Raw genomic sequence first — 12,982 nt, 5'->3', positions numbered from 1 at the left:
CCGGCCCGGCTCGATCCGGCTGCGTTCCGGCGGCAGGCCGAGGCTCGCGCGCCAGCGGTCCGCGGCGGTGGCGAAGGCGGCGACCGCGCCGCCCGCCAGCGCTCAGACCGGCAGCGCCGCAGCCAGATTCGCGCCCGGATCCACCGGTGGCAGCGGCTCGCCGCGCACCCCGATACCGGCTTCGTAGTCGCGGACCAGCTCGTCGTAGGTAGCCACCGTCCGACTCTAATACCGGGGCGGGGACCGACCGCGGTGGCATTTCTCACGGCATACTCGTTCGGGTGACCGTCACCGATCTCCCCGGAACCGCCTGGCTGCGAGCCCTGAAGTCCGATCCCGCCGCACGCACCGTGCTGGTGTGCTTCCCGCCCGGCGGCGGCTCGGTCACCGCCTATCGGGCATTGGCCCAGCGTTTCGGTTCGGGCGCCGCGGTATTCGGCGTCCAGTATCCGGGGCGTCTGGATCGCCTCGCCGACGCGCCGGTGCCGGTGCTCACCGAACTGGCCGAGCGGGCCGCGGCGGATCTGCTGGCCTGGCCGCGGGATGTGCGCCTGGCCATCTTCGGGCACAGCATGGGCGCGACCGTCGCCTACGAGACCGCGCGCCGGGTGGAGGCGGGCGGGCGCGCGGTCAGCCACCTGTTCGTGTCCGGCCGTCCCGCACCGGCTTTCGAGGAGACCTCGCGGGTGCACGAGGGGCCCGACGCCGGGCTCATCGCCGAACTCGAACGGCTGTCGAACGATCCGGAATCGGTGCGCATCCTGCGCGACGAGCCGGGCCTGGCCGAACTGGTGCTGCCCGCCGTGCGCAACGACTATCGCGCGGTGGAGACCTACCGCCACGCGCCGGGCGCGCCCCTGCGGACCGCGATCACCGCGCTGGTCAGAAGCTCGGATCCCACCACGTCGGCCGCGCAGGCGGGGGAGTGGCGCGACTACACCGCGGCCGGATTCGACCTGGCCACCTTCCCGGGCGGCCACTTCTACCTGGATCTGCCCGAAAACCTGACGGCGATAGTCGATTTGATCACTCGCACGCTGGCAGGGACGGTGCCGGGCCGCTCGAGTTGAGGACCTCGCGTGCGTGCGGGTAGCTTCCTCCGTTGCGTCTTCGTAGCAGGAGGGGGTTTCCCATGCCCAGAACACAATTCGTCGCCGCGCCGCCGCCGGGCAGCGAGCTGAAGCGGATCAGCGGACCGGCGACGCACTGGGTCGGCCAGTTGCTGCGGCAGCGCAAGGACCCCAGCGGCGCGGCCCGCGAGGACGAGGCGGCCTACGGTCCGCTGTACGTGCTGAACATGTTCGGCGACAAGTGGATCATCGCCAATGGTCCCGAAGCCGCCCAGCGGATCCTGATGAACAAGGACCGGGTGTTCGCCAACGGTCCGGCCTGGGCCCCGCTGCAGGGACCGTTCTTCGATCGCGGTCTGGTCCGGCTGGATTTCGACGAGCACCGGGCGCACCGGTCGATCATGCAGCAGGCCTTCGGCCGCGGCGCGCTCGTCTCGTATCTGAAGGATATGCACGAGATCGCCGACCGGCACCTGAGCAAGCTGCCCGAAGGTAGTGTGGCCGCGGGCAATCCGGTGCTCGTGCACCGGCACCTGCAGCGCCTGACCCTCGACATCGTGCTCGAGGTGTTCATGGGCGCACGGCTGCCGCGCGCGGAGGCCGAACGCATCTGCGGCGCGACCATGGACATTCTCCATGCCGGCGGCGCGATGGTGCGCGTCGCGATTCCGGGCAATCGGTGGTGGCGGGGCATGCGGGCGCGCAAGACCATGGCGGCCTTCCTCGCCGAGCGCATTACCGAGTCCCGTGCGAACCCGGGCACGGACCTGCTGTCCATGCTGTGCCAGGCCGCGAGCGAGGACGGTGAGAAGTTCACCGATCAGGACATCGTGAACCACATGATCTTCCTGCTGGCCGCGGCCCACGACACCACCACGACCACGCTCTCCGGCGTCGTCTACAACCTGGCGAAATACCCGGAATGGCAGAAGCGCGCCCGAGAGCGGTCCCTGGAGCTGCCCTTCGAACTCGGCTACGACGAGCTCGCCGAGCTGACCGAGCTGGACTGGATCATCAAGGAGACCACCCGGCTGTGCACGCCGGTGCAGATCTTCCCGCGCGCCGTGCAGCAGGACACCGAGGTGTGCGGGTACTTCGTGCCCAAGGGATCGTTCGTGGTGGTGCCCATCAGCGTCAACCACCGCCGCCCCGACATCTGGTCGCAGCCCGACGAATTCGATCCCGAGCGGTTCTCCGACGAGCGCGCCGAGCACAAGAACCACCGGGTGGCCTGGGCCCCCTTCGGGGCGGGCGCGCACAAGTGCATCGGCCAGCATTTCGCGGGCCTCGAGATCAAGACGATCGTGCACCAGCTGCTGCGCGCCTACGAGTGGGAGGTGCCGCAGGACTACGTGATGCCCCTGGACATGAGTGCGACGCCGCTGCCGAAGGACGATCTGCCCCTGACTCTGCGGCGTCGCTGAAACGCTCTGCCCCGAGCCGAGTCTCAGCCGAGGTATTCCGACTCGAGTACCCGGTCCTTGAGCAGGGACTGGTACTCGATGTGGGTGTCGTGCTCGATGGTGCGCCAGGTCTTGCCCTCGGCCTCGCGCATGTACGCCAGGTAGTCGGCGCGCCCGGGATGCGCATATTGTCGGCGACCACGAGGGTGCCGGGGTGCAGCCAGCCCGCTTCCAGGATGGTCTTCAGGTCGGCCAGGTAGGCGGACTTGTCGTGGTCGACGAAGATGAAATCGACCGAGCCCGCAGTGATTCCGTACTCTTCCGCGAGACGCTCGACGGTCTCACCGCCGTCCCCGATGGTCCCGACCACGACGGTCACCCGATCGGCGAACCCGGCGTGCGCGATGATCGCGCGCGCGACCTCGGCATTGGCAGCGCTGAATTCGACCGAGATCAGCCGCGCGCCCTCGGGCAGGGCGCGCGCCGTGCGCACCGCGCTGTACCCGACATAGGTGCCCAGCTCCAGCGCCAGCTTCGGGTTCGCCCGGCGCACGGCCGCATCGAGCAGCAGGCCCTTCTCGTCGCCCACGTTCACCAGATTGCTGCGCGTGCGAGCGAATCGGTCGATGGCGTCCAGCACGCTCTGGGGATCGCCCTGCTCGGCATCGGCCAGCACGTGGTCGCGGACCGCGGCCTCGCGACCGTCACCGAATTGCCCGGTGCGGGTGAAGTTCCCGATACCCCGGACGGTGCTTATGGCCGCGCGCACCGGATAAACCACCCGCTCGAGCAGGACCGCACCGATCGATGTGCCACCCATGAATACCCCTTCAATCGCATTGACAGCTACGCGATTATGCCCGCCCCGCACCGCGGGTGCCACTCGGTGTTCGCTGAAAATCAGCTGGCGGCAGTGGATTTGGCGGCGCGCCGCCGCTCGAGCAGATACCACCCCACCCACGACACCACGACGCACACCACCACCAGCACCCGCACTTCCTCGAGCGCGCTGCGCGGGTAGAGCACGCCGGTGATGTAGTGGTCGATGAACCCGCTCGACGGCAGCCCCGCCTCACCCGCCCGGTGCCGCGCCCAGTTCTCCAGATTCGTCAGCGGGCACTCCACCTTGAAGAGCACCGTGCTGAACCCCCACCCGAACGCCAGCACATGCAGCCAGATCGTCCGCCGCCACCGCCAGGCCAGGAATCCGCCCAGCACGACATAGGCCACGAACGCGAAATGCACGACCGCGGTCGCATCGGCGAGCAGCCGGTATCCCATGCACCCAGGATAGGAGCGATCAGCCCAGGTATTCCGATTCCAGGACCAGATCCTTGAACAGCGACTGGTATTCGGTGTGGGTGCGGTGCTCGGTGGTGCGCCAGGTGGTGCCCTCGGATTCGCGCATGTAGGCGTGGTAGGCCGGGGCGCCGGGGATGCCGACATTGTCGGCGACCACGACACTGCCCGGATGCAGCCAGCCCGCGTCCGCGATGGTCTTCAGGTCCGGGAGGTAGGCGCTCTTGTCGTGGTCGAGGAAGATGAAATCGAGTGTGCCGGGGCCGAATCCGTGCTGGTCGGCCAGGAGTTTGACGGTCTGGCCGCCGTCGCCGATGGTTCCGACCACCACGGTCACCCGGTCGGCCAGACCCGCATGGGCCAGCAGGGAGCGTGCGATATCGGCATTGTCGGGATTCATGTCGACCGAGACCAGGTGGGCGTCGTCGCCGAGCAGCCGGGCGGTGCGGATCGCGCTGTATCCGCAGTAGCCGCCCAGTTCGAGCAGCAGCTTCGGCGCGGTCTTGCGTAGCGCGGCATCGAGAATCAGGACCTTCTCGTCGCCGATGTTCACCAGGATGCTGTGGTTGCGGGCGAAGTCGTCGAAGGCCGCGAGCACCTTGTCCGGATCGCCGGCGGGGGAGTTTGCGAGCACGAAATCCCGTGCCGCCCTTTCCCGTCCGTCGCCGACCTGCCCGGTCCGGTTGAAGGTCCGCCCGCTGAGCAGGAATCGGAGCATCGACCAGCGCAGGAAGGGGAGTCGGTCCCGCAAGGTCGTGGCGAGTGATCTGGTTGCCATTGGATTCCCCTGTCCTCGGTGTTGGGGGTGGGTCGATTATGGGCCCGCTTCGGAGCCAGGGAAAGCAGAAACAAACATACTGGTACGCAGATATGCGCATCTAAACATGAGTCACCTATTTCAGACATTATTACGACCCTGCTCCCTCACCTCAAAAACCACATAGAGGGGAGGGAGCAGGGTTCGGAAGGTTCGGTTACCAGTTGGAGGGTTCGTAGTCCTTGAGGAAGCAGCCGAAGAGGTCGTCTCCGGCTTCGCCGCGGACGATGGGGTCGTACACCCGGGCCGCGCCGTCGACCAGATCGAGGGGTGCGTGGAAGCCCTCCTCGGCGAGGCGGATCTTGGTGTAGTGCGGGCGTTCGTCGGTGATCCAGCCGGTGTCCACGGCGGTCATCAGGATCTTGTCGGACTCGAACATTTCGCGGGCGCTGGTGCGGGTCAGCATGTTCAGCGCGGCCTTGGCCATATTGGTGTGCGGGTGGCCCGCGCCCTTGTAGCCGCGCGCGAAGACGCCTTCCATGGCCGAGACGTTCACGACGTACTTGCGGGGTGCGGCCGCGGCGGCCATGGCCGGGCGCAGCCGCGAGATCAGGATGAACGGGGCGACCGAGTTGCACAGCTGGACTTCGAGCAGCTCGGTGGCGTCGACCTCGCCGACGTTCTGCACCCAGCTGTTGGTGTGCGCGAGATCGGGGACCAGGCCGCCGGCGTCGATGGCGACGCCGCGCGAAATGCGTTCGGGCGTGGCCGATCCCGCGACCAGAGCGAGGTCGGTGATGTCGGCGGCGGTGAGGTCGGGGGTGAGCGAGGCGGTGAGCGCGGTCGGGTGGGCCTGCATGGTCTTGCCGAAACTGATCACGTCGGGCAGTTCGCCCGCGGGCAGCGGCCCGTTCTCGGCTTCCACCAGGGCGCTGTAGGCGCCGGTGCTGCGGCGCACGGTCTGGGCGGCGTTGTTGATCAGGATGTCGAGCGGGCCTTGTGCGGCAACGTCATCGGCGAGTGCGACGACCTGGGCGGGGTCGCGCAGGTCGATGCCGACGATGCGTAGTCGGTGCAGCCAGTCGGCGCTGTCGGGCTGGGCGGCGAAGCGGCGGATGGCGTCATTGGGGAAGCGCGTGGTGATGGTCAGGTGTGCGCCGTCGCGCAGCAGGCGCAGCGCGATGTACATGCCGATCTTGGCGCGGCCGCCGGTGAGCAGGGCGCGGCGTCCGGTGAGGTCGGTGCGGGCATCGCGTTTGGCGTGGCTCTTGGCCGCGCATTCGGGGCAGAGCTGGTGATAGAAGGCGTCCACGCGGGTATAGCGCTGTTTGCATATGTAGCAGGGGCGCGGTCGCAGCAGGGTACCGGCGCTGCCGTCGGCGGTGGTGGAGCTGATCGGAATCCCGGCGGTTTCGTCGTCGATGCGATTGGGCGAGCCGGTAGCGGTGGCGGCGACGACTTCGCGGTCGGCGGCGGAGACGGCGTCGCGGGCGGCGAGGCGCTTGGTCTGCTTGAACTTCTTGAACATGTGCCCGACGGCGCGCTGCACGGTGAGGGAGTCGGGGTGTTGCTTGTCGAGTTGTCCGGCCTGCTCGAGTACGCGCAGACAGATGGCCAGCTCGTCGGGGTCGATGGCCGGGGTGTCGGTCGGTGGTGCCGGGGTGGTCTGGTCGGCCATCGGGGAGGGTGTCGATCCTTCGTGCGGGGGTGTTTGGACCGGCCCATTCTCCCATTGCGCGGCTCTCGGGGGTTTCAGGGGTGAAGCCCCCGAGAGCGCGCGTTGGGTCGGAACCCCTTATTGCGTTGTGGCCGGGACGGGTTCGAGTTTGTTGGCGTCGTCGTCGCGTCCGAGTTCGCGGGCGCGTTCGGCGAGCTGTGCGAGCAGGCGGGCGGGGATTTCGTCGTGGACCTGAATGAGGGCCTGCCACACCACGTCCGGGGTGTCGGTGGTGAGGGCGGAGAGGAATTCCTCGATGTCGTCCATGCCGTCGATGAGTTGGAGGATGCGGGCGCGGCCGGGCTGGTCCTGGGCCAGGGCGATGTCGACGAGGGTGTGGATGTTGTCGCCGCGGGAGGCGGTGAGGACGGCGGCGAGCAGTTGCTCGCGGGTGAGGTCGCCGATGAGGGCGGCGAGGGTGGGTTTGGTGTCCTCGGGCAGTGCGTCGACCAGGGGCAGGGCCTGTGACCAGAGGTCGTGGTCGGCGGTGGCGGTGATGATCGCGGTGAGGACTTCGGGTTCGGTCATGATGGGCAGTCCGGCGAAGCGGCGGCGGTTGTCGTCGGTGAGGGCGAGGGCGACCGGGATCATGGCGGCCCAGAGGGCGGCGGCGTGGGCGTCGCGGATGAGTTCGCCGAGGCGGTCGTCGTTCTGGTCGCCGACGCGGGCGGCGATGAAGGCGAGTTGTGCGGGCGGGAGCAGGGAGGCCAGCGGTAGCAGGTTGACCCATTGGCCGCCGTCGAGGGCGGCGTCCATGATGGCGGCGAGGGTGGTTTCGCCGTGGACGGCGGGTCGTTCGGCGAACAGGCGCAGGCTGTCGTGGCTCATGGCGCTGGTGATGGGCAGCAGGGTGGCCCAGGCGTCGAGTTCGGCGACGGCGTTGATGAGGGCGTCGAGGACTTCGCCGCCGAGTCCGGCGGTGATGTCGCCGATCCAGGCGCGGTTGTGGGGTGCGATGGAGTCGAGCAGGTCGATGCCTTCGGCCCACATGTTCTGGTCGTAGGCCGAGCGGATGACGCCGGCGACGCGGTCGGCGACGATGTGCAGGACGCGGTCGATGGCGGTTTTGTCTTCGAGCAGGAAGCCGATGCGGAGCAGGTCGGGGTCGCTCATGACGGGGGCGGCGGCGCGCAGGGCGGGTTCGGGGACGACGTGGACGAAGCGGCCCATGGTGATGTGGTCGCCGCGTGAGAGTAGTTCGCGCGCAACGTCGGTGACCATTTTGGCCGGGACGGCGGCGATGATGTCGGCGGTGCGGCGGGGGTCGAGTTGGACGGCGCATTCGGCCAGGAAGGTCGCGTTGAGGTGTTTGGCGATGTCGACGGCGCGGTGGGGTTCGACGGCGCTGGCGACGGCGGCGCACAGGACGGGTCCGAAGGCACGTTCGGCCATTTTGGAGCTGAGGGCGACGGGGACGATCTTGCTGGCGGCGGCGATGCCGCGCAGGCGTTTGGTGTCGCGGTCGAAGAGCCGGTCGGTGACGCGTTCGCGGTATTCGCGGATGGCCGCGGGTGGCAGGTCGACGAGGAAGTCGAGTTCGATGGGGTCGGAGATGCCCAGGACGCGTGCGAGTTTGGTGGTTTCCGCGACGGCGGCGAGGTGGTCGCTCATAGTCCCAGGGCTTTCTTGATGGCCGGGCGCATGAGGCGCGGGACGATCTCGAGGGAGTGGCCGATGGCGGTGTCGAGGTTTGCGCCGTGGCGCACGAGCGCGTCGTTGAGGAGGCGGTCGAGTTCGGCCAGTGCGGTGTCGCTGAGCTGGTCGAATGCTGCGGGCAGGGGTGCTCGCAGGGTGTCGCTGAGTTGGCGTGCTGCGTCTGACATCGGCTGCTTTCCGGTTGTGCGTACTGCCGGTACGTTGATTGATACTGGCAGTACGTTCTGTCGGAAATCAAGTGGCATTGTCGTCGAAACGAGCCGTACCGACGGTACGTGTATGCTGCGCGGGTGGCTCGTAGCAGTGCCGGGACGGCGCGGATGGTGACCCGTGAGGAGATCGTGGACGCGGCGATCCGGGTGATCGATCGGGCTGGCCCGCGCCCGAGCATGGACGACATCGCCAGGGAAGCGCAGATCACCAAGCCGCGGCTGTATCGACAGTTCGCCGACAAGGGTGATCTGTTCACCGAGATCGCGGCGCGGATGTCGCGGCAGGCGTTCGCGGCGGCGGGCGCGGATATGACTTTGATGTTGCAGCCGCCGCGGCAGGCGTTGCGGCGCATCTTCACCGAGTATGCGAACGGGATTCTGGAGCATCCCAATGTGTTCCGGTATCTGGGGCAGGCTCCGGTGTTGCAGCAGTCGGGTGCCGGTGTGCTGCAACTGGATCTGGGCCGGGATGCGGCGCGGCGGTTGGAGAAGCTGGCGCGTTCGGTGGCCGAGGCGGTGCCCCTGGATACGCGGGGTCTGGATTATCTGTCGCGGGCGTTGATCGGGGCGGTGGTGTCGATCACCGATCTGTGGCTGTCGGATTCGGATGCGCCCTCGCCGGAGCGGACGGCGGAGTTCATCGATCAGGCGGCCGAGCTGGTGTGGGGTTTGATCGATGGGTTTCTGCGTCGCCAGGGTATCGAGGCGGATGGGGAATCGCCGATCTTCACGGCCTTCGCGGAGCTGGGTCAGGCGCGGTCGGCCGATCGTTGACACATTGTTGACACACCGCCAATAGGCGTGCAGGCTGGGGGCGAGGCGCTGACGCGCACCCTCACGCGAGCGAAGGAAGCACACGATGGCACGCCCCGCATGGAGCGACGACGAGGTCGAGGCGGTACGAGGACTGGCGAGCACCTTCTTCGAGAAGGAGGTGATTCCGCACACCGAGAAGTTCATCGCGCAGGGCCATCCCGACCGCAAGCTCTACAACCGTGCCGGTGAACTGGGCCTGCTGTGCGCGGCCATCCCGACCGAATACGGGGGCGGCGGCGGCACTTTCGCCCACGAGGCGGCCATCATCGAGGCCCAGACCCATGCCGGGGACGGCTCGCTGGGCATGTCGGTGCACTCCTCGATCATCGCGCCCTACATCCACGAGTTCGGGTCCGAGGAGCTCAAGCGGCGCGTGCTGCCCAAGGCGGCCAGCGGTGAGATGGTGCTCTCGATCGGCATGACCGAGCCGGGTACCGGCTCGGATCTGCAGAACATCAAGACGCGCGCGGTGCGCGAGGGCGACGAGTACGTGATCACCGGCTCGAAGATCTTCATCTCCAACGGCTGGTTGTGCGACGGCATCATCCTCGCCTGCAAGACCGACCCCACCCAGGGCGCCTCGGGTGTCTCGCTGATCTTCGCCGAGGTGTCGGACGAGACGCCCGGTTTCAAGCGCGGCCGCATTCTGTCCAAGATCGGCGGCAAGGCGCAGGACACCGCGGAGCTGTTCTTCGACGGGCTGCGGGTGCCGGCCTCGAATCTGCTGGGGCAGGCCGAGGGCCAGGGGTTCTATCAGATGATGCAGATGCTGGCCCAGGAGCGCCTGGTCACCGCGATCCTCGCGGTTGCCATGACCGAGAAGGCCGTGCAGCTGACCGTCGACTACACCAAGGGCCGCGAGGCGTTCGGCAAGCCGCTGTTCGCCATGCAGAACACGCGGTTCGAGCTGGCCGAGTGCGCGACCATCGCCAAGGTCGCCCGGGTGTTCCTCGACGATTGCATCACCAAGCACCTGCGCGGTGAGCTCGATATTCCGACCGCGGCCATGTCGAAATACTGGTTGACCGATCAGCTCGGTAATGTGGTGGATCGCTGCCTGCAGTTCTTCGGCGGCTATGGATACATGACCGAATACCCGATCTCCCAGCTGTACACCGGCGCTCGGGTCCTGCGAATCCTCGCGGGAGCCAACGAGGTGATGAAGGATCTCATTGCCCGCTCACTCTGAAGTCGAGACCACCATCGAGCCGACCGCGTCCGAGGACCCCTCGGACGCGCCGTCGCGGCGCCGCCGGCTCGAACCCGACGAACGCCGGGCGCAGATCCTGTCCTGCGCCATCGACATGTTCGGCGAACGCCCGTATGCCGCGGTGTCCACCGCCGAGCTGGCCCAGCGGGCCGGGGTGGCGCGCGGGCTGATCAACCACTACTTCGGCAACAAGCGCGACCTGTATCTGGCGGTGGTGCGGCGCATGGTGACCCTGCCGCGCCCCGAGCGCATGGTCGTGCCCGGCGGCACCATCCGGGAGCGGGTGGACGCGAGTGTGGCCTGGCTGCTCGACACCATCGGCGAGCACGGCAGCACCTGGGTCAAGGTCACCGGCCACGAGGGCGTGGGCGACGATCCGGAGGTGCAGCGCATCCTCGACGAGGCCGACTACGCCGCCGCCGACCGCATGGTCCAGATGATGGGCCTGTCGGATTCGCTGCATTCGGCCGAATTGCGGGCGCTGGTGCGCTGTTACGGCGGCCTGGTCAAGGCGGCCGGCCGCGAGTGGATCGTGCGCGGCAGCCTGACCCGCGGCCAGGTCCACCACCTGCTTGCCGACGCCCTGCTCACCCTGGTGACCGACACCTTCCCCAAGGTCGACGCCGCAACCTGAGTCCGTGCGTCAAGATCAGGGAGTTCCCAGCGAGGGGAATCGGACAGATTTCCCCGGTGGGAACTCCCTGATCTTGTTCGGGCGGTGGATCACACGGCGGCGAGCTGTTCGACCTGCCAGGTGATGGCCGCGGTGCGCAGGTGGTCGAGGAAGGCGGCGGGGTCGAAAGCCTGTGCGGGGGCCAGGGTTCCGGCGGGTGCGCCGTCGGCGATCAGGCGGCGGGCGGCCTCCACGGCGATGATCGCGGTCGAGGTGTACGGGTCGAATCCGGTGACCCAGCCGCGGGCGCGGTGACCCTCGGCGTCGGTGGCCTCGGCCAGCATGCACCAGCGTGACCCGGCGAGGGTGGCCGGGTCCGGGATCTCCGGAATCGTCTCGGCGACTTCGCCACTGAGTCCCGCGAAGATCTCGCCCATCTCGGCACGGATCAGACCGCGCACGGCCGGGGTGTCGAGGTGACGGGGGATGGTGTACACCCCGGGCAGCGCCAGCGCGGTCACCGGCACCGGCTCGCTCTCTCCGGGTTCGTGCACGGGGGAGGCCGATCCGCGCACCGATTGCCAATCCCCGCCGCGGTATTCGACCGGGTCGAGCACCACGATGGCGGCCATCGACCGGGCCGTCCCGCGCGAGGCCGCGCCGGGGCGGCGTAGATCGGCGACCCTGACCTCGGTGATCGGCGCGGTGAGCCGGGCCGCGACGAGAGCGGCGATCAGGTCGCCGGGTACGCCGTCGTCGGTGACGGCCGGGATGATCGTGATCCCGGCCTGTTTCGCCGGTTCGTCGTAGGTGTCGAGGATCGTGCGCAGGTAGGCGGGCTCGCCGGTGGTGTCGAGGTAGGGGCGGCGTGCGGCGATGGCGGCGCGCACCACCGGTTCGCCCCACAGGGTGAACGGCCCGGCGGCATTGATCACCGCGTCGCAGTCGGCGAAACAGGCGGCCAGAGCGGCGGTGTCGTCGAGCTCGGCCACCCGGACCTCGGCGTCGGGGCGACCGGTGCGCTCGGCGACGCGGCGCAACCGCGCCGCGTCGCGGCCGACCAGGACCGGGGTGAGATCGCGGCGAACGAGTTCGGCGACGATGAGCGAACCGGTGAAACCACTCGCGCCGTGAACGGCAATACGCATGGGGGACAACTCCATCGGGTGAGGGCAGGAGCCGGGACTCGGCTCGCGATTCACGCTATGAGCTGCTGCCCGGACGAACCATGCTCGGAAATCCGGTTCCGATGTCCGATCGTCCGGCGCGGGTGCGCACGCCGGTACCGTGAGATGGTGGACATTCTCAGCGACGCGGTCGCCGCGATGCGGATGGGCATTCCGCATTCCAACCGCACCGTGCAGCGCGGATCCTGGTACACCCACTTCCCGGCGTCGGGCAACAGCGCGGGATTCCATGTGGTGCTGCAAGGTTCGTGCTGGCTGCGGCCCGACGACGGAGAACCGATCCACCTCCAAGTCGGGGACGTGGCGTTCCTGCCGCGCAGCCGCGGGCACGCCATCGGCGATGGCCCACACGCCTTCGGCGACCGCCCGGCCCTCGGTGGCAACGGCCCCGACGGCGGCGACAGCCCGGGCGGCGCGTCCGGGCAGCGTCCAGGGGAGTCGGGGGCCGAGACGATTTTGCTGTGCGGTGCCTACTCTCTCGACGCCTCGCGCACCCATCCCGCGCTGGCCGAGCTGCCCGATGTGGTCCACCTGCTCGCCCGGGTCGGCCAGTACAGTCCGCTGCGCGGCGCGATCGATCTGCTCGGCCACGAGATCGATACCAGCGAGGGGTCCGGGGCGATCGCGCCGCTGCTGGAGGTGCTGCTGCTGTTCATGCTGCGCGCCTGGCACGAGGCCCACCCGGCCGACTCCGGATGGGTTGCGGCGCTGCGGGATCCGGTGATCTATGCGGCCCTGTCGGCCATTCACGAGCAGCCGGGCGCACCCTGGACGGTGCAGTCGCTGGCCGCCCGCGCGGGTGTGTCCCGTTCGGTGTTCGCGCAGCGCTTCACCGCCACCCTGGGCACCGGCCCGCTGACCTACCTGACCTGGTGGCGCATGACTTGTGCGGCCCGCATGCTGCGCGACTCCGACGCCCTGCTGCGGGTGATCGCCGAAAAGTCCGGGTACACCTCCGAATACGCGTTCGCCAAGGCGTTCAGACGCGAATTCGGGCTGGCACCCGGACGATTCCGGTCCCGCGCCGAGGCCGCCTAGTACT

Annotated in this window: 12 protein-coding genes and 1 pseudogene; 6 read left to right on the top strand and 7 right to left on the bottom strand. The window is 68.5% G+C overall.

Going from position 1 to position 12,982, the window contains the following annotated elements:
• Positions 1-281: 281 nt before the first annotated feature.
• Entirely contained in the window at positions 282-1,070 is a 789-nt protein-coding gene (locus NS2_RS15935; protein WP_045437810.1) for a thioesterase II family protein, read from the top strand.
• 62 nt (positions 1,071-1,132) lie between these two features.
• On the top strand, positions 1,133-2,494 hold the full coding sequence (locus NS2_RS15930) for a cytochrome P450 (protein WP_033091031.1): 1,362 nt from the start codon (positions 1,133-1,135) through the stop codon (positions 2,492-2,494).
• A gap of 23 nt (positions 2,495-2,517) precedes the next feature.
• On the opposite strand, the pseudogene NS2_RS15925 reads toward NS2_RS15930, so the two are convergent.
• From NS2_RS15925 to NS2_RS15900, 6 genes and pseudogenes are all read right to left on the bottom strand, one after another.
• Positions 2,518-3,293: pseudogene (locus tag NS2_RS15925) on the bottom strand (O-methyltransferase).
• An 80-nt stretch (positions 3,294-3,373) separates the two neighbouring features.
• Positions 3,374-3,754, bottom strand: a complete 381-nt coding sequence (locus tag NS2_RS15920; RefSeq protein WP_033091032.1) for a DUF2784 domain-containing protein — start codon at positions 3,752-3,754, stop codon at positions 3,374-3,376.
• 19 nt (positions 3,755-3,773) lie between these two features.
• Positions 3,774-4,550: an O-methyltransferase gene (locus NS2_RS15915; protein ID WP_147207197.1), complete on the bottom strand. Its 777-nt coding sequence runs from the start codon at positions 4,548-4,550 to the stop codon at positions 3,774-3,776.
• Between the two features lie 196 nt (positions 4,551-4,746).
• Positions 4,747-6,207: an SDR family NAD(P)-dependent oxidoreductase gene (locus NS2_RS15910; RefSeq protein ID WP_045437807.1), complete on the bottom strand. Its 1,461-nt coding sequence runs from the start codon at positions 6,205-6,207 to the stop codon at positions 4,747-4,749.
• 117 nt (positions 6,208-6,324) lie between these two features.
• Positions 6,325-7,857: a hypothetical protein gene (locus tag NS2_RS15905; RefSeq protein ID WP_096490557.1), complete on the bottom strand. Its 1,533-nt coding sequence runs from the start codon at positions 7,855-7,857 to the stop codon at positions 6,325-6,327.
• Positions 7,854-8,069, bottom strand: coding sequence for a hypothetical protein (locus NS2_RS15900; RefSeq protein WP_033091035.1), 216 nt, complete (start codon positions 8,067-8,069; stop codon positions 7,854-7,856). The genes NS2_RS15905 and NS2_RS15900 overlap by 4 nt, the downstream gene beginning before the upstream one ends.
• Before the next feature lie 123 nt (positions 8,070-8,192).
• Here NS2_RS15900 and NS2_RS15895 point away from each other — a divergent pair, with 123 nt between their 5' ends.
• The 3 genes from NS2_RS15895 to NS2_RS15885 all read left to right on the top strand — a co-directional run bounded on the left by NS2_RS15895 (position 8,193) and on the right by NS2_RS15885 (position 10,774).
• Positions 8,193-8,888: a TetR/AcrR family transcriptional regulator gene (locus tag NS2_RS15895; RefSeq protein WP_228102810.1), complete on the top strand. Its 696-nt coding sequence runs from the start codon at positions 8,193-8,195 to the stop codon at positions 8,886-8,888.
• 85 nt (positions 8,889-8,973) lie between these two features.
• Entirely contained in the window at positions 8,974-10,119 is a 1,146-nt protein-coding gene (locus NS2_RS15890; RefSeq protein ID WP_033091036.1) for an acyl-CoA dehydrogenase family protein, read from the top strand.
• Positions 10,103-10,774 (top strand): TetR/AcrR family transcriptional regulator, encoded by a 672-nt coding sequence (locus NS2_RS15885; RefSeq protein WP_155239566.1) that lies wholly within the window; start codon positions 10,103-10,105, stop codon positions 10,772-10,774. The genes NS2_RS15890 and NS2_RS15885 overlap by 17 nt, the downstream gene beginning before the upstream one ends.
• A gap of 89 nt (positions 10,775-10,863) precedes the next feature.
• On the opposite strand, the gene NS2_RS15880 is transcribed toward NS2_RS15885, so the two are convergent.
• The gene (locus NS2_RS15880; RefSeq protein WP_033091041.1) at positions 10,864-11,901 is read right to left on the bottom strand and encodes a saccharopine dehydrogenase family protein; all 1,038 of its coding nucleotides are present in this window, start codon (positions 11,899-11,901) and stop codon (positions 10,864-10,866) included.
• A 147-nt stretch (positions 11,902-12,048) separates the two neighbouring features.
• Between NS2_RS15880 and NS2_RS15875 the strand changes: the two genes are divergently transcribed.
• A complete protein-coding gene (locus NS2_RS15875; RefSeq protein ID WP_033091042.1) occupies positions 12,049-12,978 on the top strand; it encodes an AraC family transcriptional regulator in 930 nt (309 codons plus the stop codon).
• The last annotated feature ends 4 nt before the right edge of the window (positions 12,979-12,982 follow it).

Origin of the sequence: Nocardia seriolae NBRC 15557 (assembly GCF_007990715.1) — a bacterium.
GTDB classification, from domain to species: domain Bacteria; phylum Actinomycetota; class Actinomycetes; order Mycobacteriales; family Mycobacteriaceae; genus Nocardia; species Nocardia seriolae.
The sequence above is the reverse complement of the archived record's forward strand: the minus strand, read 5'-3'. Positions and strand labels throughout refer to the sequence as shown.

Coding starts and splice junctions, on each gene's coding strand:
- NS2_RS15880 (WP_033091041.1), bottom strand. CDS start 11,901: ATGCGTATTGCCGTTCACGGCGCGAGTGGTTTCACCGGTTCGCTCATC.
- NS2_RS15910 (WP_045437807.1), bottom strand. CDS start 6,207: ATGGCCGACCAGACCACCCCGGCACCACCGACCGACACCCCGGCCATC.
- NS2_RS15915 (WP_147207197.1), bottom strand. CDS start 4,550: ATGGCAACCAGATCACTCGCCACGACCTTGCGGGACCGACTCCCCTTC.
- NS2_RS15920 (WP_033091032.1), bottom strand. CDS start 3,754: ATGGGATACCGGCTGCTCGCCGATGCGACCGCGGTCGTGCATTTCGCG.
- NS2_RS15890 (WP_033091036.1), top strand. CDS start 8,974: ATGGCACGCCCCGCATGGAGCGACGACGAGGTCGAGGCGGTACGAGGA.
- NS2_RS15905 (WP_096490557.1), bottom strand. CDS start 7,857: ATGAGCGACCACCTCGCCGCCGTCGCGGAAACCACCAAACTCGCACGC.
- NS2_RS15930 (WP_033091031.1), top strand. CDS start 1,133: ATGCCCAGAACACAATTCGTCGCCGCGCCGCCGCCGGGCAGCGAGCTG.
- NS2_RS15900 (WP_033091035.1), bottom strand. CDS start 8,069: ATGTCAGACGCAGCACGCCAACTCAGCGACACCCTGCGAGCACCCCTG.